The sequence below is a fragment of the Bacillus sp. 5w2 genome, from assembly GCF_054353775.1.
Window position 1 is genome coordinate 61624 of the sequence record NZ_JBTIWT010000004.1, and the last position, 23574, is coordinate 85197.

Below are 23574 nucleotides of genomic sequence, written 5' to 3' on the forward strand. Positions count from 1 at the left end.
GTAGCAGAATTGAAAGAAGGGAAGAAACAGTTAGTGTATATCTACAAAAATATATAATTAGTGATAAAATATTTGTAGATGAAAAATTGTCGCCGGGGTAAAGTAGTTTCATGGGATGAAAAATATGAAAGTATATTCAATTGGTGATTTTGCAAAAAAGGCAGGTAGGATAGAACAAATTAATTGCCATCTTCAAGGGGAAATAAGCTAAGAAGATGGTTAAGGGGTTGCTGGAAAATGATGCTTGCGAAGAAAGTGAGAATCAAGCCGAATAAAGAACAAGAATTGCAACTTTGGAAATCTGTTGGTACGGCAAGATGGGCTTATAATTGGACACTGGCGAAGCAAGAAGAGAATTACAAGAATGGCGGAAAGTTCATATCAGACGGTTTTTTACGGAAAGAATTAACTGTATTAAAGCAGACTGAAGAATATGCTTGGTTGTACGATGTTTCAAATAATATAGCCAAACAAGCGATTAAAGATGCTTGTGAAGCATATAAGCGATTTTTCAAGGGACTGGCTGATAAACCACGATTCAAAAGCAGAAGGAAAGCAAACCTCTCTTTTTACAATGATAATGTCAAGTTAAAAGTAAAAGAAAAACAAGTTTTGATTGAGAAAGTTGGTTGGGTAAAAACATCCGAAAAGTTACCTGTAGGGGTTAAGTACTCTAATCCACGCATTAGCTTTGACGGTAAGTATTGGTATTTGTCTGTCGGTATTGAACAGGAGTTTACAAAAGAGAAGTTAACGGCTGTTTCGTTAGGAATAGATATTGGAATCAAAGAATTAGCATATTGTTCTGATGGGCAGAGGAAGAACAATATCAACAAAACAAAAATGGTAAGACAGGCAGAGAAACGCCTTCGTAGGTTGCAACGTCAAGTTTCTCGTAAATATGAAATGAATAAGGAGGGAAACCGTTTTGTCAAAACAAGCAACATTATAAAAATCGAGAAAGAGATACGACAACTACATAGAAGGTTATCAAATATCAGAAAGAATCATCTTCATCAATCCACGAGCGAAATTGTGAAAACCAAGCCATTTCGCATTGTGATGGAGACGTTGCATATGAACGGTCTGCTGAAGAATAGACACCTAGCTAAAGCGATTGCGAAGCAGTGTTTATATGAGTTCAAAAGACAAATTCAATACAAGTGTGAAAAATATGGTATTGAATTTGTAGAAGCTGATACATGGTATCCTTCTTCAAAAATGTGTTCCAGTTGTGGAAGCATCAACAAAGAACTAAAACTTTCTGACCGTGTATACAAATGCACTTGTGGTCACGAAATGGATAGGGATTTAAATGCGGCTATCAATTTGTCACGGTATGAATTAGCCAGTTAACATCTAAAAAAGTTACGGCTAATATGTAGGATTCGTTGTATCCGAATTTACGCTCTCGGAGTGTTACATCAAACGAAAGTAGCTTCTGTGAAATCGGACACGTAGAACAGGGAAATAAACAAAATTTATAGATTTTTATAAGTTTATGGCAACGGCGAATACATATGTTTGTAGCAGAACATGAAGTTGAAATCCGTTATGCGGAAACAGATCAAATGGGTGTTGTTTACCATTCAAATTATTTGGTGTGGCTTGAACTAGGTCGCACGAAACTTATACAAGATTTAGGATTTTCATATGTTGAAATGGAGAGAGAGGGAATTATTTCTCCTGTGTTAGACTTGCAAATTTCATATCGTAAAGCGATGCGTTACGGAGAAAAAGCGATCGTAAAAACATGGGTTGATACAGTGAGCCCACTTCGCGTTGTGTATGGATATGAAATTTATAATGGTGATGGAGAACTTTGTATTACTGCAAGTACGACGAATATTTGTGCGAAAAAAGAAGGTTTCCGCCCTGTATCATTTAAAAAGTTATATCCTGAGTGGTATGCGAAATATGAGGAAATTAAGAAAAAATAAAAAAAGTGTGGCAGAAGCCACGCTTTTTTTATTTTTCATAATTAAATTGAGGGAAATCATCACCGTCGTTAAGTGTAACAGATAAATTATGTCCATCGAAGAACCACTCATCATCGCCTTCAATAAAGAAGTTAATACCTTCTTCTTGAGTCTGAACAGCAGGATGTGCAGGATCATCTTTACGAATACCTAAAGAAAGTCCTTTTTGTACAGTACTGCAACCGCCGTATTGTACAAAAAGGCGTAGTGTTTCACCCGATTGTAAGTTTAATTCGTTTTTATACCATTGTGCTGCTTCTTTTGTTACGGAAAGATTCATGTATAGTTCCTCCAAATTATGTTGCTTTTTCTTTAGTATAAAAAATAACGCAAAAAGACGCTATTAATATGCTTCACGTTTTCTTTTTGCGTTATGTGGGTTACGATCTTATTTTTGCTTTTTTGAAAAGTTTGCTTTCGGTTCAGTTTTATTTATAATTCGTCCAATATTTGCACGGTGTTTATAAATAACCATACCTGCTAATAAACACATCGCAATAATGAAGATTTTATCCCCGCTAACAATTGATGCGATAACGGCAACGACAGCTGTTACCATAGAAGAAAGTGATACGTATCTTGTTGTAAATAAAAGGCTGAAAAAGACAACAGCTAATATTGCAAAAACAACTGGTGAGTAGCATAATAGCACGCCAGCAGAAGTTGCAACTGCTTTACCACCACGGAATTTCGCGAAAATCGGATACACATGTCCAAGAACAGCTGCTAACCCGAACCATAGTGGGTGAACGTCTAACCCGAAAATAATCGGTAGACTTGTTGCTAATGTACCTTTTAAAATGTCAGCAATTGTAACGATAAAACCTGCTTTTTTCCCTAGTGTGCGGAATGTATTTGTTCCGCCTAAATTACCGCTGCCATGCTCACGAATGTCGATTCCATAACCGATTTTTCCAACGACTAGTGCAAATGGAATCGAGCCAAGTAAGTAGGAAACGATAAATAAAAGATATGTAGTAACCATAAGTTCAGTCTCCTTTATTCAAATGTGTTGATAAAGGGTAAAAAGAGTTTTTCCCGTATATTGTACCATACATTTGTAAAGAGCACATTTCTTTTTTGTAAATGAAAAATTCATTATTTCGTGAAAAAAATTTCACAGGAATGTTACATTTCTCACAGAAACAACAAGACTATATGTAGTAACATTTTAATCACAAGACAACAACATATTGGTGGAGGGTTATAAATGTTACAACAAAATACACGTGGAGAAGAATTAATGAAAGTTTTCGAGACAATTGTCCACGGCAATGAACAAGATTTAATGCAAGAAAATGCAAATGTAGATGGCCGCTCTCCAATGGGAGTAATGGGAACGTTCGCATCAGAGAGTGCGAAATATTATGCAGTTGAAAATTTATTGTCAGATCAAGTGAAAAAAGCGATAAATCAAAATATATTATATCCACATGACTTAGATTTTTATGCGACAGGAACGACGACTTGTTCACAAATTCCATTAGCGCAAATGCTTACTAATGGTTTTCATACTGGACATGGACATATGAGACAACCGCAAGACATTAAAAGTGCGTTGGCTCTTTCGTCTATTATTTTTCAAGCGAATCAAAATATGCAGCACGGTGGTCAATCGTTTGCACTATTTGATATTGATTTAGCTCCGTATGTGAGAAAAACAGTAGAGAGACATAAGAAACGATTACAGTCATATCCGCTTACGAAAGAACAAATAGAAGAATTTGCATGGAAAGAAACGGAAAATGATGCGTATCAGGCGTGTGAGGCTTTCGTTCATAATTCAAATAGTATGCACAGTAGGGGCGGGGGACAAGTACCGTTTATTTCTATTAATTATGGAACAGACACATCAAAAGAGGGACGATTACTAGTTAGACAGCTTTTAAAAGCGACACAAGCTGGTCTTGGTAAAGGGGAAACACCAATTTTTCCTATTCAAATTTTTAAAATGAAAAAAGGTGTGAACTTTGAAGAATCTGATCCGAACTATGATTTATTTGAATTAGCGTTAGAGACAACGGCTGAACGATTATTCCCTAATTTTTCATTTTTAGATGCGCCATTTAATGCAGTGCATTATGATGGACGACCGGAAAGTGAAGTATGTTACATGGGATGCCGTACCCGTGTTATGTCTAACATACATGGAGAAGAAACAGCGATTGGAAGAGGCAATTTATCATTTACGTCTATCAACTTAGTGAAATTAGCATTAATTAGTGGTTCAAAAGAAGCATTTTTTGAAGCATTAAATTATTACTTAGATTTAGGAATTAAGCAATTATTAGAGAGATTTGAGTATCAATGTACGAAGCGAGCGAGAGATTTTCGATTTCTTTATTCACAAGGTGTATGGCGTGGTGGGGAAAAGTTACAGCCTGAAGATTCTGTAGCATCCATTTTAAAACAAGGGACGTTAAGTCTTGGTTTTATCGGTCTTGCGGAGTGTTTAGTAGCTTTAACAGGAAAGCATCATGGAGAAGATGAAGAAGCATGGAAACTTGGGTATGAAATTATTTCCTTTATGAGAGAGAGAATGGATAAAGCGACAGAAGAATATGAACTGAATTTCTCAGTAATTGCAACTCCTGCAGAAGGGTTATCAGGGAAGTTTGTGAAAAAAGATAGGGAAGAATTTGGTGTGATTAGCGGTATAACGAACCATAATTATTATACGAATTCATTCCATATTCCAGTTTACTATAACATTCAAGCGATAAAAAAAATTCGTTTAGAAGGGCCTTTTCACGCTCTATGTAACGGAGGCCATATTACGTATATTGAGCTAGACGGAGCAGCTATGCATAACAAAAAGGCATTAAAGCAAATTGTACAAGCGATGGCAGAGAATGGCGTTGGATACGGTTCAATTAATCATCCGGTTGACCGTTGTAAGTGCTGCAGTTATCACGGAGTTATAGGTAATGAATGCCCAAGCTGCGGAAATGGAGACGAGGCTAATATAGAAAGAATCCGCCGTATAACAGGTTATCTTGTAGGCGATATGTCGAAGTGGAATAGTGCGAAACGTAGTGAAGAGATGGATCGGGTGAAGCATAAATGAAAGTGATGAACATCATTCATGATAGTGTAGTCGATGGGGAAGGGTTGCGGACAGTCGTGTTTTTTGCGGGCTGTCCGCATCGTTGTTTCGGTTGCCATAATCCGGAATCGTGGAATATTTGTAATGGAACTGAAATGACAGTAGAAGAAATTGTGAACGAGATTGCAAGTAATCCATTAACTGATGTAACATTTTCAGGTGGAGATCCATTTTTCCAAGCTGCTGAAGTGAAAAAAGTAGCAAAAGCTGTGAAAGACTTGAAAAAAAATCTATGGATGTATACAGGTTATACGTTAGAAGAGATACAGAGTTCTCAAAATAATGATATGATAGAGTTGTTACATTATGGGGATGTTTTAGTCGATGGAAGATTTGAAATCGAGAAAAAAGATTTAACACTTCCATTTCGCGGAAGCTCCAATCAACGTATTATTCGATTGAAAGAGTAAAAAGGCGGGATAGATGATATGAATAAAACAGTATTACTTGTTGAAGATGAAAGAAGACTACGTGAAATCGTTAGTGATTATTTTCGTAATGAAGGCTTTGAAGTAATCGAAGCAGAAGACGGAAAAATAGCGTTAGAATTATTTGCAGAGCATGAAATTGATTTAATTATGTTAGATATTATGTTACCAGAAATAGATGGATGGTCTGTTTGTAGACGAATTAGAAAAGAATCAGCAGTACCAATTATTATGCTAACAGCCCGTTCGGATGAGGATGATACATTACTAGGGTTCGAATTAGGTGCAGATGAATATGTAACAAAGCCTTTCAGTCCGAAAGTGTTAGTAGCTCGCGCGAAGACGTTATTGAAACGTGCGGATGGTGTGGTAGGAGTAGCGGAAGAAAATGCTATGTCTTTAGCGGGAATAGAAGTAAATCGTTTGTCTAGAACTGTTTTAGTCGATGGAGAAGAAATTATATTGACACATAAGGAATTTGAACTTCTTGTTTATTTAATGGAGAACAAAGGAATTGTGTTGTCACGTCAACATTTATTAGATCAGTTATGGGGATATGATTACTACGGTGATGACCGAACGGTTGATACTCATATTAAAAAACTGCGAAATAAGCTAGGAGATAAAGCGAAGCATATCGGTACTGTTATTCGAGTGGGTTACAAATTTGAAGAATAACCTTTAAATTACTATGCACTTTGGCTTTGGGATATAGCGAATTTATACTCTCTTTTGTAGGTGGAATGTACAAAAAATACTTTTCTTGTCTACAATGATAGATAAGAGTATTTTTTTAATTGGATTTCACGATGAGTTCACAAGAAGGACACAGGCTGTGACTATACTGAAAGTACGAATTCACCAGAGAGGGGAAATAAAACATGGGATATTACGACGGACCGAATTTAAATGAAGAGCATAGCGAAACGAGAGAAATGAAAAAATCTGGTAGTAAAAAAGGATATTTTTTCACAGGTTTAGTTGGAGCAGTAGTCGGGGCTGTCACAATTAGTTTTGCGGCACCATATATGCCATGGGCTCAAAATAATGGAGCGGCTGTATCATCATTCAGTTCGGATTCAAAAGTTGAAGGTACTGTAGTTCCTGTGGTCAATAAAGCAAAAAATGAAACTGATTTACCTGGTATGATTGAAGGCGCGAAAGATGTTGTTGTAGGTGTTATTAATATGCAACAAAGTATAGACCCGTTTGCAATGCAACCGACAGGCCAAGAACAACAAGCTGGATCAGGATCAGGTGTTATTTATAAAAAAGCGGGAAATAAAGCATATATTGTAACAAACAACCATGTAGTAGATGGCGCAAATAAACTCGCTGTAAAACTAAGTGATGGTAAAAAGGTAGATGCAAAACTAGTAGGGAAAGATCCTTGGTTAGATTTAGCTGTTGTTGAAATTGATGGGGCTAATGTAAATAAAGTTGCCACTTTAGGTGACTCAAGTAAACTTCGTGCGGGTGAAAAAGCAATTGCAATCGGTAACCCACTAGGGTTTGATGGAAGTGTAACGGAAGGTATTATTAGTAGCAAAGAACGTGAAATTCCAGTAGATATTGATGGCGATAAGCGTGCAGATTGGAATGCTCAAGTTATTCAAACAGATGCAGCGATTAACCCTGGTAATAGTGGTGGTGCGTTATTTAATCAAAACGGTGAAATAATTGGGATTAACTCAAGTAAAATTGCACAACAAGAAGTTGAAGGAATTGGATTTGCTATTCCAATTAATATTGCAAAGCCAGTTATTGAATCACTTGAAAAAGACGGAGTGGTGAAACGTCCAGCTCTTGGAGTAGGTGTCGTTTCATTAGAAGATGTGCAAGCTTATGCAGTAAATCAATTGAAAGTACCGAAAGAAGTAACAAACGGCGTTGTATTAGGTAAAATTTACCCAATATCACCTGCAGAAAAAGCTGGTTTAGAGCAATATGATATTGTAGTATCATTAGATGATCAAAAAGTAGAAAATTCACTTCAATTCCGTAAATATTTATATGAAAAGAAAAAAGTAGGTGAGAAAGTAGAAGTTACATTCTATCGTAATGGTCAAAAAATGACGAAAACAGCTACTTTAGCAGATAACTCAGCTACAAAGAATCAATAATCGGAATAAAAGAAAGTCTCTTTCATGTTGAAAGAGACTTTCTTTATCGGCTATACTAAAGGAATAGGAGGGATAAATTATGACAATTGAAAACCCAACTCGTACGGAAATTGGTGAAGTATTAAAGAAAAGCAAAACGATTGCAGTTGTTGGATTATCGGATAAACCAGAACGTACATCGTATATGGTTTCAAAAGCAATGCAAGATGCTGGGTACCGCATTATTCCAGTAAACCCAACAGTAGATGAGGTGCTTGGAGAAAAAGCGTTTTCTTCACTAAAGGATATTAAGGAACATGTTGACATTGTAAATGTATTCCGCCGTTCAGAATTTTTAATGGATGTTGCAAAAGAGTTTGTTGAGATTGATGCAGATGTTTTTTGGGCACAATTAGGAGTACAAGATGAAGATACATATAAACTTTTGAAAGAAAAAGGCTATACTGTAATAATGGATCGTTGTATTAAAGTAGAACATGCGATGACAAAATAGTATAGATTTAAAGGTAGAAAGATTGATTCAGCCCTTAGTATAAGAGAGTAGGGCCGATGAACGAGGTGTTCATCATGAGATTTTTTAAAGGCTGTTTTTGGGGATTGTTACTTGTTATCCCATTTTGGATATTGATCATTTGGATCATAATAAAGTTTTGGAATATGTAATCTTGGCATACATATCCATTTCTCGTTGACAAACGATTATTTTTCTGAAATAGTAGCCTAGAGGAATCCTTGTGAAAAAACAAGGATTTTTCTATTGAAAATGGTATATAAAAGAGATAAGATAACTTGCCAAAACTATAGTCGAGGCGTTATTCTATAATAGAAACATATGTTCTGATTTGATTAGGAAAGGGGCAAGGAGTTTGGCAAAGCATCAGTTCCAATATAATGAAGATGCAATTCAAGTGTTAGAAGGACTTGAAGCCGTTCGAAAACGCCCGGGTATGTATATCGGGAGCACGGACAGCCGTGGATTGCATCATTTAGTATATGAAATAGTAGATAACTCCGTTGACGAAGCGTTAGCGGGATTTGGCGACGAAATTTCTGTCGTAATACATAAAGATAATAGTATTAGCGTTATAGATAAAGGGCGAGGAATGCCTACGGGAATGCATAAACTTGGAAAACCTACACCTGAAGTTATTTTAACTGTACTTCATGCCGGTGGTAAGTTTGGGCAAGGTGGTTACAAAACGAGTGGTGGTTTGCACGGTGTTGGGGCATCAGTTGTAAACGCCTTATCAGAATGGTTAGTCGTAACGATTAAGCGTGACGGAAATATTTATGAACAACGCTTTGAAAATGGTGGTATTCCTGCAACGACGTTAGAGAAAATCGGGAAGACAAAAGAGTCTGGTACAACAATGCATTTTAAACCAGATACAACTATCTTCAGTACAACAAATTACAATTATGAAACATTATGTGAGAGATTACGTGAATCTGCATTCTTATTAAAAGGAATGAAAATCTCAATAAAAGATGAACGTAATGATTTAGAGGATGTCTTTCATTATGAAACAGGAATTGAAGCTTTCGTTTCATACTTAAACGAAGAAAAAGATTCGATTCATCCAGTTGTATACTTCACTGGTGAACAAAACGGAATTGAAGCAGAGTTAGCATTCCAGTTTAACGATGGCTATTCAGAAAACATTCTTTCGTTTGTAAATAACGTACGTACAAAAGATGGAGGAACACACGAAGCTGGATTTAAAACAGCAATGACGCGTGTGTTCAATGAGTATGCTCGTAAAGTATCGTTATTAAAAGAAAAAGATAAAAACTTAGAAGGTACAGATATTCGTGAAGGGGTAGCGGCTATCGTTTCTGTACGTGTACCAGAAGAAGTACTTCAGTTTGAAGGCCAAACGAAAGGGAAACTAGGTACAAGTGAAGCTCGTTCTTCAATTGATGCAATTGTATCTGAGCATTTAGCTTACTTTTTAGAAGAAAATCCAGATGTTGCTACACTTCTTGTGAGAAAAGCAGTTAAAGCAGCGCAGGCACGTGAGGCTGCTCGTAAAGCGAGAGAAGAAGCACGTACTGGTAAAAAGAAAAAGAAATCAGAAGGTACATTAAGTGGTAAGTTAACACCTGCACAATCACGTAACCCACAGAAAAATGAACTGTATCTAGTAGAGGGTGACTCTGCCGGTGGTTCTGCGAAACAAGGTCGAGACCGACGTTTCCAAGCGGTATTACCGTTACGTGGTAAAGTAATCAATACAGAAAAAGCAAAACTAGCTGATATCTTTAAAAATGAAGAGATTAATACAATCATTTACGCTATTGGCGGTGGTGTAGGGAATGAATTCGCTGTTGAAGATATTAACTACGATAAAGTTGTAATTATGACCGATGCCGATACAGATGGTGCGCATATTCAAGTATTGTTACTAACGTTCTTCTACAGGTATATGAAACCACTTATCGAAGCTGGCAAAGTATTTATTGCACTCCCACCTTTATACAAAGTAAGTAAAGGAAAAGGTAAGAGTGAAGTGATTGAGTATGCATGGTCTGATGAAGAATTAGATGGTGTAACGAAAAAAGTCGGTAAAGGCTATATGTTGCAGCGTTATAAAGGACTTGGCGAAATGAATGCCGATCAATTATGGGAAACAACGATGAACCCTGAAACACGTACGTTAATTCGTGTGAAAATTGACGATGCATCAAGAGCTGAGCGCCGAGTTACGACATTGATGGGTGATAAGGTAGAACCTCGTCGTAAATGGATTGAACGAAATGTACAATTTGGCATGCAAGAAGAAGGAAATATTTTAGAAAATGAAATGATTATGGAGACGGAGGTGGAATAACATGCAAGCAGAGAAGTTTCATGACCTCCCGCTTGAAGACGTGTTAGGTGACCGCTTTGCACGTTATAGTAAATATATTATTCAAGACCGCGCACTTCCAGATGCGCGTGACGGTTTAAAACCGGTACAAAGACGTATTTTATATTCTATGTATGTAGAAGGAAATGTACATGATAAAGCGTTTCGTAAATCAGCTAAAACGGTTGGTAATGTTATCGGTAACTACCATCCGCACGGTGATTCCTCTGTATATGAGGCGATGGTACGTTTAAGTCAAACTTGGAAAGTACGTAATGTTTTAGTTGAAATGCATGGTAATAATGGTAGTGTTGATGGCGATCCAGCAGCGGCAATGCGTTATACAGAAGCGCGTTTATCACCAATCGCATCTGAGTTATTACGTGATCTTGATAAAGAAACAGTAGAATTTGTGTCAAACTTCGATGATACGAGTGAAGAACCAGTTGTATTACCGGCAATGTTTCCCAACTTATTAGTGAACGGATCGACAGGGATTTCAGCTGGTTATGCAACAGAAATTCCTCCACATCATCTTGGAGAAGTAATTGATGCGACCATGATGCGTATTGATAAGCCGAATAGTACGATTGATGATTTATTAACAGTTATGAAAGGACCGGATTTCCCGACAGGTGGTATTATTCAAGGGATTGATGGTATTAAAAAAGCGTACGAAACAGGGAAAGGTAAAATTATTATTCGGGGGAAAGCAGAAGTTGAAACGATTCGTGGTGGGAAGCAACAAATCGTTATTACAGAAATTCCGTATGAAGTAAATAAAGCAAACCTTGTTAAGAAAATGGATGAATTACGTCTAGATAAAAAACTAGATGGAATTGCTGAAGTACGTGATGAGACAGATCGTACAGGTCTTCGTATCGTTGTAGAGTTAAAAAAAGAAGTAAATGCTGAAGGGATTTTAAATTATTTATATAAGAATACAGATTTACAAATTCCATATAACTTTAATATGGTTGCGATAAATAATCGTCGTCCTACACTTATGACGTTACCAAAAATTTTGGATGCATATATTGGACACCAAAAAGAAGTTGTAACAAAGCGTTCTCAGTATGAATTACGAAAAGCGGAAAATCGTCAACATATTGTTGAAGGTTTAATGAAAGCATTATCAATTTTAGATCAAGTAATCGAAACGATTAGATCTTCTAAAGATAAGCGTAATGCGAAAGATAACTTAAGTGCTAAATTCGGCTTTACAGAAGCACAATCAGAAGCAATCGTTTCGTTGCAATTATATCGTTTAACAAATACAGATATTACAGCACTAGAAAAAGAAGCGGATGAATTAAGTACAAAAATTGCAGAATTACAGGCAATTTTACAAAGTGAAAAAAGACTTCTTCAAGTTATTAAAACAGATTTGAAGAGAGTAAAGAAAACATATAGTGATGATCGCCGTGCTATTATTGAAGAACAAATTGAGGAAATTAAAATCGATGTGGAAGTGATGATTCCTCAGGAAGATGTCATCGTTACTGTAACGAAAGAAGGATATGTGAAACGAACAGGTTGGCGTTCACATAATGCATCGAACGGAAAAGACTTCGGTATGAAAGAGGGTGACATCTTACTGGAGCGATTCGATACGAATACGACAGAGACAGTCCTCTTATTTACGAATAAAGGAAACTATATATATCTGCCAGTATATGAAATGCCAGAAATTCGTTGGAAAGATTTAGGTCAACACGTTGCGAATCTCGTTTCACTCGAGCGGGATGAAATGATTATTTGGGCGACCGTCGTACCGAATTTTGAAGAAGAAAAACGATTTATCGTATTTGTTACACGAAATGGTATGATTAAGAAAACAGAATTAAACCAATATAAAGTTCAGCGTTATTCAAGAGCATTCGTCGCTGTGAATTTGAAAAAAGATGATTATGTTGTAGATATATTTGCAACAGATGGAACGAGTGATATTGTTCTAGCAACCTATGGTGCATATGCACTTATTTTCCATGAAGATGAAGTAAGTCCAGTCGGTGTAAGGGCCGCTGGTGTGAAAGCAATTAACTTAAAAGAAGATGATTATGTCGCTTCTGGTAAACCGTTAAATGGTGACAAAGATCAACTTATTCTCGTTACGCAGCGCGGTGCTGTAAAACGTCTAAAAGCATCAGAAATTGAGAAATCAACGAGGGCGAAGCGAGGTCTTGTTATTTTCAAAGAGTTAAAACGTAATCCATACCGTATTGTCGGTATTGAAATTGTTAGAGACGATGAACTAGTTTACATGAAGACAGAGAAACACATCGTAGAAGAAATTGATCCGAAAGCGTATCGAAATAAAGACCGGTATAGTAACGGTAGTTTAGTGCTAGATGTTAACGATACAGGTGAAGTTATTGAAACGTGGACAAAAAAACGACCGGAATAAAAAAAGCATCTTGCTATGGATAATGGCAAGATGCTTTTTTCTAGGCAAATTATTATGTAAATAATAATAATCTTGTTATAATAACTGAATGAAATCGTTCTCATAAAGTGAAACTTTAATCAATCGGACTTTTACGAGCAGTTGATTCCTCAACTAAATTCTGTACTTTCGCTGAATTTTGAGGTAGGGGGTCTTACTGTCCGTTAAAGCGGGATAAATGGAGGGGCAACATGAAAAAAATAGGTGTAGGGATTGTAGGATTTGGATTTTCTAGTACAACATTTCACATTCCATTATTACAAACGATAGAAGAATATGATATTCGTGCTATTTTATCATCAAAAGAAGAACTCGTGAAACAAGCATTACCAAATGCTGAAGTTGTTGGCACAATTGAAGAATTAGTAAAACGTGCTGATATTGACTTAGTGGTGATTACTTCACCGAATACAACTCATTTTCCATATGTAAAAGAAGCAATTTTACATGGTAAGCATGTAGTTGTGGAGAAGCCATTCGTTGTTTCAATTGAAGAAGGCGAAGAACTAATTTCATTAGCAAAACAGCACAATGTGGTGTTAAGCGTATATCATAATCGCCGTTTTGATAATGATTTCTTAACGATAAAGAGATTGTTAGAAGAAAACAGAATAGGGAATCTATACGCATATGAAGCACATTTCGATCGTTTTCGTCCACATGTACGTGATCGCTGGAGAGAAAAGAATTTACCAGGATCAGGTATATTATATGATTTAGGATCGCATTTAATTGACCAAGCATTATCATTATTTGGGAAACCAGATGCGATAAGTGCAGATGTAATCAAACAACGACCAGGTGCAGAAATTGATGATTACTTCCATGTTATACTCCACTACGGTGTTAAACGTGTCACTTTACATAGTAGCAGTTACGTAAAGCAAGCAGGTCCACACTTTACACTGCATGGAGATAAAGGTTCTATCGTGAAATACGGTATGGATTCACAGGAAGAACAATTAAAAAATGGAATGAAGCCAGGCGATAACGGTTATGGAGTAGACGCTGAAGAGAATTTTGCTACTTTAGATACGGAAGAAAAGCTAGAGCGTATTTCGACAGAAGTTGGCTGTTATGACATGTATTATAAAGGTGTAAGAGATAGTATTGTAAACGGTGAGAAACCACCTGTAACAGCACAAGAAGGCTTGGAAGTTATTCGACTTATTCAATTAGCGATTGAAAGTAGTGAAACGGGTAGAGTCATCAATGTAAAATAAAAAAAGACACGAATTTCGTGTCTTTTTTTATTAGGCATATGTGAATATGACTAATTATTTAGTTTAATCGCTTGTCATACATTAACTGAATTTGTATACCGTAAGGATCTTCAATAATCCCATATGCTTCACTAAATATATTTTTTTCTAACGGAGAGATTATTTTCACATGCTTATTAGAAATTAAATTATTATAAAATCTTTGTATTTCTTCTAAATTAGCGCTTTGAATGCAAAGCGACATGTTATTTCCAACGTTATAACGTTCATTAGGCTTCATTGTATCTTCTGCTATCATTAGCTTTGTATTCCCGATTTGTAAAACAGAGTGAGCAATATAATCTTTATTTTCACTTGTAATTTTAAAAGAACGATCTCTTTTGGCCAATTCTTCATACGTAACAACCATTAGCTTCTTTGCTTCTAAATTACGTGTATAAAAGTTAATTGCCTCCTTTGCTTGCCCATTCATTGAAAGAAAAATAGCTATTTCTAATGTCATAAATTTATAACTCCTTTATTAGTTAATAATTATAATATAGACTAAAAAGGTTTCAATACATGACACCTTTCAGGAGGGGAATATGAAAAAAACGGAACGAATAAATGACATGCTTATTTTCTTAAATAATAAAAGATATTTTAATTTAAAAGATTTAATGGCTAGATATGATATTTCTAAAAGTACTGCTTTACGAGATATTCAATCATTGGAAGAAATAGGTGTGCCAATATATTCTGAATTAGGTAGAAATGGAAGTTATAAAATTATAGAAAATAGTGTGTTATCACCAATTTATTTTAGTGTGGATGAAATGTATGCGTTATACTTTTCGATTCTTACATTAAATGGATACAAGACAAAACCATTCAATATAGAAAGTATTGCTCTTGAAAATAAATTTAAACATGTATTACCTGATAATGTGCGTAAAAATATTTCAATTATGGAACGAACGCTTTCTTTTGAAGTAACAAATCATAGTAATTTTAGTCCGTTCTTAAAAGAAATTTTACAAGGGATTTTTGCTGAGCAAGTTTATCATTTAACATATTTAAAAAAAGATGAGGAGAAAGTATTAGTCGCCCAATTTATTCGAATAGAATCTAAATTTGGCCAGTGGTATGCTAAAATCTTTAATTTTGAGACAAATAATGTTCAAATACTTAGATGTGATAAAATTCTTTCTATTGTGGAAACAAGCAATACGAATTCAAAAAATCTTGAAGAATTACTAAGTTACCTTACTACTTTTCACAGAAAGCCTGATGCAATTGATTTTAGTGTCATCGTTAATCAAAAAGGAAAAGATATTTTCGATAAAGAGAATTATCCTTCCATGAGGATACAAAAAGAAAATGAAAACTATACTATAACAGGCTATTTTAACAAGCAAGAATTTGATTTTATTTCAAGTTATTTTCTGAATTTCGGTGAAACGATTATTTCAATTCAGCCTGTTATGCTAAAAGAGTTAATCTACAATAAGGTGTTATCTATTAAGCAGCATTTAACTTTTTTAAGTTAAAGTTTGTTTTAGTCGTTTTTTTGACATGAAAAAGCCCTCGAGATTTCAATATCCAAAGGGCTTTTTGTTGATTTTATTTGTTCTGTAGGAAAAATTATTTTTCTGGGACGGACAGTCCATAAAAGAACATCGTAACGATATCTTGTATATGTTTTTCACGATCTCCTTCAAGAAGCTGTGCCCCGAAATCATCACCTAATTTAGTAAACATTTGAATGTAAAGTAACATCATTTCTTTAGTAAGATGAGGATTAATTTCATTATTGCGCTGTGCTTGTTCTAATATTTCTAAATACCATGGCAGTATTTTTTCATTTTGATAACTATAAATAAACTCTCGGAGAATTTCATCTCTTTGCATCATTTGTAGTAACATATCAGGCTGAAATAACCCGCCAGTATTCATTTTTCTTACAATCATTTTTTGCATCATATCATGAAAGGGTAATTTTTCTTCAGCAAGCTCTTTATAATATTGAAATTCAGATATGATAAATTCTTGTATAAGCTCCCTAAATAACGCATCTTTACTTCCAAAATGATTATAAATGGTAACTTGAGAAACGTTAGCTTTTTTTGCAATATGTTCTATTTTCACTTCATTAAATCCACGTTCTGAAAATAATTTAAAGGCCGCATCTTTAATGGCACGTTTTTTCTTTTCTTTCACTTTTTCAAATCCGTTCAATACAATCACCTCAATAAAAATATACAAGAAAATATAGGTGAAAACAATATTTTTGAAATATGGACATATAAATATTTCAAAAAGTTGTTGCGAATATGAAAGATGAGGAGTACAATGATTTTGAAATATCACATATTAAATATTTCAAAAAATGAGGTGGAATTATGATTTCAGTTCAAAATGTCACAAAACAGTTTTCAAATGGAAAAGGTTTGTTTCATATAACCTTTGATGTAAAAGAAGGAGAAGTTTTTGGCTACTTAGGACCAAATGGTGCCGGGAAATCCACAACAATTCGTAATTTAATGGGATTTATAAAACCGACAGATGGAAAATCATCAATTTTCGGATTAGATTGTTGGAATGAAGCAGCGAAAATTCAAAGACAAGTCGGATATTTACCGGGAGAAATTTCTTTTATTGAAGGAATGAATGGATTAGAGTTTTTAAAGTTAATGCAAGGAATGCGTGGGCTAAAGGATACGAAAAGACGTGATGAACTAATAGAACGTCTGCAATTCGATGTGAAAACACCGATTCGAAAAATGTCTAAAGGAATGAAGCAAAAAGTAGGAATTGTTGCTGCTTTTATGCATGATCCGGAAGTGTTAATTTTAGATGAACCGACATCGGGACTCGATCCACTTATGCAGCAAGTGTTTATAGATTTAATATTAGAGGAAAAGCAAAGAGGAAAAACGATTCTTATGTCTTCACATATATTCACGGAGATTGAGCGTACATGTGACCGAGTAGCGATTATTAAAGATGGGCGCCTTGTAACAGTTGAAAATATTCATGATTTACAAAGCATGAGACGACAAGTGATAGATGTAACAGTATCGTCGCAAGAAGAAATTGAGTCTCTTACAAAGTGTGATTTGCAATTTGAAGCGGTGAAAGGTAGAGAAGCATCGATTATTGTACAAGGAAACTATCAAACGGTTTTACAAACACTTTCAAACTATAATGTAACGGCACTTCAAACGAGAGCAATGGATTTAGAACATTTATTTATGCATTATTACGATAAGAAAGAAGGGGTAAAGCATGAATAAGCAATTGTTTTTAGCTAGTTTGAAAGAGACACAAAAAAGTATTTTGAGTTACGCAACTGGTGCAGCTCTTTATTTATGGTTATTAATTTGGATATTCCCTTCAATGGTATCAGCGAAAGGGTTAAATGAATTAATAAGTGCTATGCCTGATAGTGTGAAAAAAATTGTTGGTATGGAAAGTCCAATTCAAAATGTGATGGATTTTTTAGCTGGTGAGTACTATAGTCTATTGTTTATTATCATATTAACAATTTTTTGCGTTACAGTTGCGACACATTTAATGGCACGGCATGTAGATAAAGGAGCGATGGCATATTTATTAGCGACACCTGTATCTAGAGTACAAATTGCAATCACGCAAGCTGCTGTTCTCATATTGGGACTACTGATTATTGTATCTGTTACGTATGTAGCGGGTATAGTAGGTGCAGAATGGTTTTTACAAGATAATAACTTAAATAAAGAACTATTTTTGAAGATAAATATAGTCGGGGGGCTCATATTTTTAGTTGTTAGTGCGTATTCGTTTTTCTTTTCTTGTATATGTAATGACGAAAGAAAGGCACTGAGCTACTCAGCAAGTTTAACTATCTTATTTTTCGCATTAGATATGGTAGGTAAATTAAGTGATAAGTTAGAGTGGATGAAAAGTCTATCGTTATTTACACTGTTTCGTCCAAAAGAAATTGCTGAAGGAACGTATAATATATGGCCGGTAAGTATAGGTTTAACTGCTGGAGCTCTTTGTATTTTCATCGTAGCGATTGTGGTGTTTAGGAAGAGGGATTTACCGTTATAGAGTAGAAAGTCCACTATATGAGTGGACTTTTTTGATGAGGAGGAAACGAATGAATCATTTGTTCTGGGTTCAGTTATATGTAAATGATATTGAAAAATCAATATTGTTTTATGAACAAATAATTGGTTTAAAGTTGTATAAAAGAAGTATGCATGCAGCACGATTCAATCACGATCAGTTTTCTCTATTACTAGCTAATGATTATACATTGAATGAAAATCACTATTTTTACAATCGAAAAGAAATGAAGGGAAATGGCTTTGAACTAATTATCGTTGTCGACCGACTTGAAGATGTATATGAACGTTGTAAAGAGAAGGGATGCAAGATACAAGAAGAGATTCAAACATATTCATGGGAGATGAGAGGATTTAAAGTTGTAGATCCAGATGGATATTTCTTAAGGATTACGTCTGAGTAAAGGTGAACATGAAGAATGTTTACCTTTTTTTATGAAAATATTCAAAAAAATGAACCTTTTTCTAGGCTCATCCGTCTAATACATGTAAAGTTAAATTTGAAGTGAGGATGAAACAGGAGGAGCAATTGTGAAAGTAATCCCTTTATATAAAATGATTATAAAAGAAGAAACCGATGTTTCTTTAGCGAAAAAAGGTGATCATGAAGCGTTTATGGCGCTTATACATACAGAAAAAGTGAAGATGTACCGAATAGCAAAGGCTATGTTACGTGATGAGACAAATATAGAGGATGCGATACAGACGACAATTTTAAAAGCCTATGAAAATATAAAAAAATTAAAGAAAGAAGAGTTTTTTCAAACTTGGTTAATTCGAATTTTAATGAATGAGTGTAACAATATTATTAGAGCGTATAAAAATATAATTGTGACAGAAGAGAATGATTACAATATGAGCGCGTGTGATCAGTATGAAGATATAGATTTGTGTAATGCGATTCAATCGTTACATGAAGAATTAAGAGCTGTTACGGTGCTGTATTACTATGAAGATATGAATCAAGATAGCATTGCGAAGCTTTTAGAAATACCAAAAGGAACAGTGAAATCGAGATTGTCGCGCGCGAGGGAACAACTACAGAAACGATTAAAGATGGAATAGGGGGTGCAAAGGATGGATGATGAAAAATTATTTGATGAGAAATTAAAAAAGAGAATAAAAGAAGAGAATGTTATAGTGCCGCCAGAGTTAAATGAAAAGATTAATGGTACACTACATAATCTTCCGGTAAAAAAGAAAGGTTACAGAGTTTATATGGTGGTTATAAGTGCTGCTGTTCTAGCGCTTTCTATTGTGTCTATGTCGGAGTTTTCTGATCAAATTTTTGCTCAAAACGGCGGAGTATTTGAATATGTAAAGAAAAAGGCGTTTTCGGATTATGAAAATGAAGAGGAAATGAAATCGAACGTAAATTATCCAGAGAAAGAAAAGATTCATGAAAAGATGCTAGATTCCATTGATCATTTTAAAAATATTTCAGGACAATTTGAGGAATATTCTAGTTCGTCAAGAATTGCTACAACATACAAATATACGATTGATACGGAGGAACAAAGAGGTATCTCTTCGAAAGAAGATAAGCTATCGAAAAAACGAACACTTATATATAACGAGGGCAAGAAAAAAGAATTTGATGATGAGAAGTATACATATAAAGAGACAAAATGGAGCTCGAAAGAAAGAAACAATGAACTATTAAAATTAAATCCTACGGAAAGGTTATTGAGAAAATCGGGTGAGAAAAAAAGATATGATGATGAATATGTGGGATTCGCGAAGTATAGTATTCAATCAGAATTTGCGGATCTATTAATTCGATATAAAGATTGGAATTATAAAGAAACGAAGTATCTTGGACTGGATTGCTACAAAATAGAAGGGACAATAAATATAGAAATGCCTGTAAGTACATCTGAAGATTTAAGAGGGAAATTTGAAATGGTTGTAGAGAAAAATACAGGGATTATGCTCAAGTTCCTTAGTTTCCACGAAGGTATGATTCAATATTCAATCACGACCGAATGGATACAAATAAACAAAGGATTGAAAGAGAATGCATTTCAAAAGGAAAGCGCTAATTATGAGAAATTGAAAAATATATTAGATGAATAGAAAACGGAGGAAACGATATGGAGAATCACTCTTCTTCAAGAGAAAAGAAAAATAAGCGAAAATATAAAAAGACAACAATAATAAGTGTATTGTTAGCAATATTACTATTTGGCGGAGTTGGATATGGTACTTACGTATATATGAAAACTTCTAATCTCGTACAAAAATCAAATGTTAATTTAGCACGTGGTGAAAAATCAAAATTACGTGAGGAAACTGTAAAACCGATCACCAATAATGTTTCACTTTTAATTATGGGAATTGATGAAAATCCAGAACGACAAAAGGAGTATAATGGTGCATTTCATACAGATGCACTACTGTTAGCTACTTTTAATAAAGATGATAAGACTGTGAAATTAACGAGCATACCACGTGATACATACACATATGTACCAGTAGAAAAGAAAAAAGATAAAATAACGCATGCATATGGAAGTGGTTTCGTTAAAAATGGTAAAGATGGAGGACCGCAAGCTTCAGTGGAAGCGGTAGAAAAATTGTTACAAGTGCCTGTTGATTATTTTGTGAAGTTTAATTTTAATGCATTTACTAAAATTGTGGATGGATTAGATGGGATTGAAGTAAATGTCCCAGTTGAATTTACAGAGCAAAATAGTAAAGATGAACCTGACGCAATCCATTTGAAAAAAGGACTACAAACATTAACAGGGGAAGAAGCACTTGCACTGGCAAGAACGCGTCATATTGATAGTGATGCAATGAGAGGTCAGCGTCAACAGCTTGTTATTGAAGCGATGTTAAGTAAATTAAAAAGTGTAGGATCAATTACGAAGCTAGAAAAAATAGTTGAGGCAGTTGACGGCGATTTTAAAACAAACTTAGTAATGGATGATATTTTATCTTTTTATAAATACGGTTTAAACGGTTCAGTTGAAAAAATACAATTAGCTGGTGATGATTTATACTTACCTAACGGTCCAAATGGGAATCGTGTATATTATTATAACCCTAATAAAAAAGATCTACAGAGTTTGAGTAATACTCTTAGAACACATCTAGGATTAAGTGAAAAGCAGATTGAGGAGAATTAAAGCAGGCATAATGTCTGCTTTTTTATTTTTGTAGAAAAGAGCTTTGTTACGATATACATTATTTATTAACAATAATTTACAAGTGTTTTATAGTGGAAGGATATAAAGGTTATTAAATCAATGCATAGAATTCAATGAGATATAGTGTTTCAAAAGATTATGGAATTTTTATGAATATTACTGTAAAAAAATAATTTTTTAAAAATTTTCAATAATAACACTTTACAAAACTCAAAAAATTAGTAGAATAATAGTTAATAAGAATCTTCTGATAAATATATAAAGAAAAACAGAATTATCAGAAAATTCTTAAATGAGAGCGTTAAGAATTAGGGAGGGTACAGAAAGTGAAAAAGAAAAAAATCAAAAAATTAACAGCAGTTGTAGCACCAGTTTTAGCAATGAGTATGGCATTAACAGCATGTTCTACATCAGGTGGAGATAAGAAGACAAGCACAAACTCTAGCTCTGGCGGAGATAGCAAATCAGAAGAAAAATTAGCAGCGAAACAAGTACTAAATCGTACTGAAACAAATGAGATTCCGACAATGGATACTTCTAAAAATACCGATACATTAGGTTCTCAAATTTTAGGGAACACAATGGAAGGTTTATATCGATTAGATAAAGATAACAAACCAATCCCAGCTGCGGCAGAGTCAAGCACGAAGAGTGAGGATGGTAAAAAATATACATTCAAATTACGTAAAGATGCAAAATGGTCAAATGGTGATCCTGTAACAGCGAAAGATTTCGTATATGCTTGGCAACGTCTATTAGACCCAAAAACAGCTGCTGAGTATGCATTCATTGCATTCCCAATTAAAAATGCAGAAGCCGTTAATAAAGGGGAAAAACCTGTAACAGAACTAGGAGTAAAGGCAGTAGACGACCTTACTTTTGAAGTTGAATTAGAACAAGCAGTACCATACTTCTTAAACTTAGTAGCATTCCCATCGTACTATCCATTAAATGAGAAGTTCGTAAAAGAAAAAGGGGATAAATACGGTTTAGAGTCTGATACAACAGTATATAACGGACCGTTCGTTCTTACTGATTGGAAGCACGAGCAAGGCTGGAAACTAAAGAAAAACGATCAATATTGGGATAAAAAGACTGTAAAATTAGATGAAATTAACTATAGTGTAGTAAAAGAAGTAGCTACAAGAGTAAACTTATATGATACAAATGCAATTGATTTCGCGCTATTAACAGGTGAATTCGTTGATAAGTATAGAAGCAACAAAGAAGAGTTTGGCACATACTCACAAGTAAGTACTTACTTCTTACGTATGAACCAAAAACGTGGTGGACAAGATACACCGTTAAAGAGCCAAAAATTACGTGAAGCAATCGCATTATCAATCGATAAAAAGAATTTAGCAAACGTTATTTTAAATGATGGATCTAAGCCTGCGGACTTCTTAGTACCGAAAGGATTAGCAACTGGACCAGACGGTAAAGACTTCCAAGAAACATTTAAAAATGGTATTAAACCAGATGCGAAAAAAGCAGCAGCTGCATGGGATGAAGCGAAAAAAGAGCTTGGGAAAGACCAAGTTACAATTGAGCTATTAAACTATGACACTGGTAATGCGAAAAAAGTTGGGGAATATGTAAAAGATCAAATTGAGAAAAACTTAAAAGGTGTAACTGTTAATATTAAACTTCAGCCATTCAAACAAAAGCTGAAATTAGAAACAGAGCAAGAGTATGATTTATCATATGCTGGTTGGGGACCTGACTACGCTGATCCAATGACATTCTTAGATATGTTCCAGTCTAATCATTCTCATAACCAAATGAGCTTCGCTGATTCAAAATATGATGATATGATCAAAAAAGCTGGTGGAGAATTAATGGGTGACGCGAAGAAACGTTGGGAAGAGCTAGGAAAAGCTGAGAAATTACTTCTTGAGCAAGATGTAGCACTTGTACCTTTATACCAACGTGGTGATGCATACGTTCAAAAACCAAATGCAAAAGGCATCGTTCACCATAACATTAGCCCAGAGTATAGCTTCAAGTGGGCATATATGACTGAAAAAGATGGAAAATAATTTTTAAGCAGTGAGGCTATATTTAAGTGGATGTATATAAGTTTCTTAGCTTATTTTGTAGTGAGAATCTCGTTGTCCACAATAGAAAGATAAAATGATAGAGCATTCCAAAAGTAGACTATTTACTTTTGGAATGCT

Annotated in this window: 22 protein-coding genes; 18 read left to right on the forward strand and 4 right to left on the reverse strand. The window is 34.8% G+C overall.

What is annotated here, in order from left to right; translation table 11 throughout:
• Positions 1–237 precede the first annotated feature (237 nt).
• Both ACXY7N_RS10140 and ACXY7N_RS10145 read left to right on the forward strand, forming a co-directional pair.
• Complete coding sequence (locus tag ACXY7N_RS10140; RefSeq protein WP_033660107.1) at positions 238–1356, forward strand: RNA-guided endonuclease InsQ/TnpB family protein; 1119 nt, start codon at positions 238–240, stop codon at positions 1354–1356.
• A gap of 164 nt (positions 1357–1520) precedes the next feature.
• Positions 1521–1940 (forward strand): acyl-CoA thioesterase, encoded by a 420-nt coding sequence (locus ACXY7N_RS10145; protein ID WP_016086823.1) that lies wholly within the window; start codon positions 1521–1523, stop codon positions 1938–1940.
• Between the two features lie 28 nt (positions 1941–1968).
• Here ACXY7N_RS10145 and ACXY7N_RS10150 read toward each other — a convergent pair whose 3' ends face one another.
• On the reverse strand, positions 1969–2259 hold the full coding sequence (locus ACXY7N_RS10150) for a HesB/YadR/YfhF family protein (protein WP_001054451.1): 291 nt from the start codon (positions 2257–2259) through the stop codon (positions 1969–1971).
• A gap of 108 nt (positions 2260–2367) precedes the next feature.
• Positions 2368–2964 carry a glycerol-3-phosphate 1-O-acyltransferase PlsY gene (gene plsY, locus ACXY7N_RS10155; RefSeq protein ID WP_016086824.1) on the reverse strand — a complete coding sequence of 199 codons (597 nt, stop codon included), beginning with the start codon at positions 2962–2964 and terminating at the stop codon, positions 2368–2370.
• A 225-nt stretch (positions 2965–3189) separates the two neighbouring features.
• Here plsY and ACXY7N_RS10160 point away from each other — a divergent pair, with 225 nt between their 5' ends.
• The 8 genes from ACXY7N_RS10160 to ACXY7N_RS10195 all read left to right on the forward strand — a co-directional run bounded on the left by ACXY7N_RS10160 (position 3190) and on the right by ACXY7N_RS10195 (position 14154).
• Positions 3190–5046: an anaerobic ribonucleoside triphosphate reductase gene (locus tag ACXY7N_RS10160; protein WP_098560328.1), complete on the forward strand. Its 1857-nt coding sequence runs from the start codon at positions 3190–3192 to the stop codon at positions 5044–5046.
• Positions 5043–5495, forward strand: coding sequence for an anaerobic ribonucleoside-triphosphate reductase activating protein (gene nrdG / locus ACXY7N_RS10165; RefSeq protein ID WP_016086826.1), 453 nt, complete (start codon positions 5043–5045; stop codon positions 5493–5495). Before ACXY7N_RS10160 ends, nrdG begins: the two co-directional genes overlap by 4 nt.
• A gap of 18 nt (positions 5496–5513) precedes the next feature.
• Positions 5514–6191, forward strand: coding sequence for a response regulator transcription factor (locus ACXY7N_RS10170; protein WP_001044675.1), 678 nt, complete (start codon positions 5514–5516; stop codon positions 6189–6191).
• A gap of 203 nt (positions 6192–6394) precedes the next feature.
• Entirely contained in the window at positions 6395–7636 is a 1242-nt protein-coding gene (locus tag ACXY7N_RS10175) for a S1C family serine protease (RefSeq protein WP_016135136.1), read from the forward strand.
• A 79-nt stretch (positions 7637–7715) separates the two neighbouring features.
• Positions 7716–8129, forward strand: a complete 414-nt coding sequence (locus tag ACXY7N_RS10180; protein ID WP_016135135.1) for a CoA-binding protein — start codon at positions 7716–7718, stop codon at positions 8127–8129.
• Positions 8130–8502: 373 nt separating this feature from the next.
• Positions 8503–10467, forward strand: a complete 1965-nt coding sequence (gene parE, locus ACXY7N_RS10185) for a DNA topoisomerase IV subunit B (RefSeq protein ID WP_098486177.1) — start codon at positions 8503–8505, stop codon at positions 10465–10467.
• A 1-nt stretch (position 10468) separates the two neighbouring features.
• Complete coding sequence (parC, locus tag ACXY7N_RS10190) at positions 10469–12892, forward strand: DNA topoisomerase IV subunit A (RefSeq protein WP_016135133.1); 2424 nt, start codon at positions 10469–10471, stop codon at positions 12890–12892.
• 230 nt (positions 12893–13122) lie between these two features.
• A complete protein-coding gene (locus ACXY7N_RS10195; RefSeq protein ID WP_016086830.1) occupies positions 13123–14154 on the forward strand; it encodes an oxidoreductase in 1032 nt (343 codons plus the stop codon).
• A gap of 58 nt (positions 14155–14212) precedes the next feature.
• Here ACXY7N_RS10195 and ACXY7N_RS10200 read toward each other — a convergent pair whose 3' ends face one another.
• Positions 14213–14656 carry a VOC family protein gene (locus ACXY7N_RS10200; RefSeq protein WP_016086831.1) on the reverse strand — a complete coding sequence of 148 codons (444 nt, stop codon included), beginning with the start codon at positions 14654–14656 and terminating at the stop codon, positions 14213–14215.
• Between the two features lie 82 nt (positions 14657–14738).
• On the opposite strand from ACXY7N_RS10200, the gene ACXY7N_RS10205 reads away from it, so the two are divergent.
• On the forward strand, positions 14739–15683 hold the full coding sequence (locus ACXY7N_RS10205) for a helix-turn-helix transcriptional regulator (protein ID WP_098486174.1): 945 nt from the start codon (positions 14739–14741) through the stop codon (positions 15681–15683).
• A 94-nt stretch (positions 15684–15777) separates the two neighbouring features.
• On the opposite strand, the gene ACXY7N_RS10210 is transcribed toward ACXY7N_RS10205, so the two are convergent.
• Positions 15778–16371: a TetR/AcrR family transcriptional regulator gene (locus ACXY7N_RS10210; RefSeq protein WP_016086833.1), complete on the reverse strand. Its 594-nt coding sequence runs from the start codon at positions 16369–16371 to the stop codon at positions 15778–15780.
• A gap of 164 nt (positions 16372–16535) precedes the next feature.
• On the opposite strand from ACXY7N_RS10210, the gene ACXY7N_RS10215 reads away from it, so the two are divergent.
• The 7 genes from ACXY7N_RS10215 to ACXY7N_RS10245 all read left to right on the forward strand — a co-directional run bounded on the left by ACXY7N_RS10215 (position 16536) and on the right by ACXY7N_RS10245 (position 23436).
• Positions 16536–17429 carry an ABC transporter ATP-binding protein gene (locus ACXY7N_RS10215; protein ID WP_016086834.1) on the forward strand — a complete coding sequence of 298 codons (894 nt, stop codon included), beginning with the start codon at positions 16536–16538 and terminating at the stop codon, positions 17427–17429.
• The gene (locus ACXY7N_RS10220; protein ID WP_016135130.1) at positions 17422–18228 is read left to right on the forward strand and encodes an ABC transporter permease subunit; all 807 of its coding nucleotides are present in this window, start codon (positions 17422–17424) and stop codon (positions 18226–18228) included. Before ACXY7N_RS10215 ends, ACXY7N_RS10220 begins: the two co-directional genes overlap by 8 nt.
• Positions 18229–18277: 49 nt before the next feature.
• A complete protein-coding gene (locus tag ACXY7N_RS10225; RefSeq protein WP_016086836.1) occupies positions 18278–18649 on the forward strand; it encodes a VOC family protein in 372 nt (123 codons plus the stop codon).
• A gap of 127 nt (positions 18650–18776) precedes the next feature.
• Positions 18777–19310 carry an RNA polymerase sigma factor gene (locus ACXY7N_RS10230; protein WP_016086837.1) on the forward strand — a complete coding sequence of 178 codons (534 nt, stop codon included), beginning with the start codon at positions 18777–18779 and terminating at the stop codon, positions 19308–19310.
• A gap of 12 nt (positions 19311–19322) precedes the next feature.
• Entirely contained in the window at positions 19323–20321 is a 999-nt protein-coding gene (locus ACXY7N_RS10235; protein ID WP_016086838.1) for a hypothetical protein, read from the forward strand.
• Between the two features lie 17 nt (positions 20322–20338).
• A complete protein-coding gene (locus ACXY7N_RS10240) occupies positions 20339–21376 on the forward strand; it encodes an LCP family protein (RefSeq protein ID WP_016086839.1) in 1038 nt (345 codons plus the stop codon).
• Between the two features lie 347 nt (positions 21377–21723).
• Positions 21724–23436 carry a peptide ABC transporter substrate-binding protein gene (locus tag ACXY7N_RS10245; RefSeq protein ID WP_016086840.1) on the forward strand — a complete coding sequence of 571 codons (1713 nt, stop codon included), beginning with the start codon at positions 21724–21726 and terminating at the stop codon, positions 23434–23436.
• Positions 23437–23574 lie beyond the last annotated feature (138 nt).

Bases quoted from the DNA above. Each gene is read 5' to 3' on its own strand.
- ACXY7N_RS10140 (WP_033660107.1), top strand. From the start codon at position 238: ATGATGCTTGCGAAGAAAGTGAGAATCAAGCCGAATAAAGAACAAGAA.
- ACXY7N_RS10145 (WP_016086823.1), top strand. From the start codon at position 1,521: ATGTTTGTAGCAGAACATGAAGTTGAAATCCGTTATGCGGAAACAGAT.
- ACXY7N_RS10150 (WP_001054451.1), bottom strand. From the start codon at position 2,259: ATGAATCTTTCCGTAACAAAAGAAGCAGCACAATGGTATAAAAACGAA.
- plsY (WP_016086824.1), bottom strand. From the start codon at position 2,964: ATGGTTACTACATATCTTTTATTTATCGTTTCCTACTTACTTGGCTCG.
- ACXY7N_RS10160 (WP_098560328.1), top strand. From the start codon at position 3,190: ATGTTACAACAAAATACACGTGGAGAAGAATTAATGAAAGTTTTCGAG.
- nrdG (WP_016086826.1), top strand. From the start codon at position 5,043: ATGAAAGTGATGAACATCATTCATGATAGTGTAGTCGATGGGGAAGGG.
- ACXY7N_RS10170 (WP_001044675.1), top strand. From the start codon at position 5,514: ATGAATAAAACAGTATTACTTGTTGAAGATGAAAGAAGACTACGTGAA.
- ACXY7N_RS10175 (WP_016135136.1), top strand. From the start codon at position 6,395: ATGGGATATTACGACGGACCGAATTTAAATGAAGAGCATAGCGAAACG.
- ACXY7N_RS10180 (WP_016135135.1), top strand. From the start codon at position 7,716: ATGACAATTGAAAACCCAACTCGTACGGAAATTGGTGAAGTATTAAAG.
- parC (WP_016135133.1), top strand. From the start codon at position 10,469: ATGCAAGCAGAGAAGTTTCATGACCTCCCGCTTGAAGACGTGTTAGGT.
- ACXY7N_RS10195 (WP_016086830.1), top strand. From the start codon at position 13,123: ATGAAAAAAATAGGTGTAGGGATTGTAGGATTTGGATTTTCTAGTACA.
- ACXY7N_RS10200 (WP_016086831.1), bottom strand. From the start codon at position 14,656: ATGACATTAGAAATAGCTATTTTTCTTTCAATGAATGGGCAAGCAAAG.
- ACXY7N_RS10205 (WP_098486174.1), top strand. From the start codon at position 14,739: ATGAAAAAAACGGAACGAATAAATGACATGCTTATTTTCTTAAATAAT.
- ACXY7N_RS10215 (WP_016086834.1), top strand. From the start codon at position 16,536: ATGATTTCAGTTCAAAATGTCACAAAACAGTTTTCAAATGGAAAAGGT.
- ACXY7N_RS10220 (WP_016135130.1), top strand. From the start codon at position 17,422: ATGAATAAGCAATTGTTTTTAGCTAGTTTGAAAGAGACACAAAAAAGT.
- ACXY7N_RS10225 (WP_016086836.1), top strand. From the start codon at position 18,278: ATGAATCATTTGTTCTGGGTTCAGTTATATGTAAATGATATTGAAAAA.
- ACXY7N_RS10235 (WP_016086838.1), top strand. From the start codon at position 19,323: ATGGATGATGAAAAATTATTTGATGAGAAATTAAAAAAGAGAATAAAA.
- ACXY7N_RS10240 (WP_016086839.1), top strand. From the start codon at position 20,339: ATGGAGAATCACTCTTCTTCAAGAGAAAAGAAAAATAAGCGAAAATAT.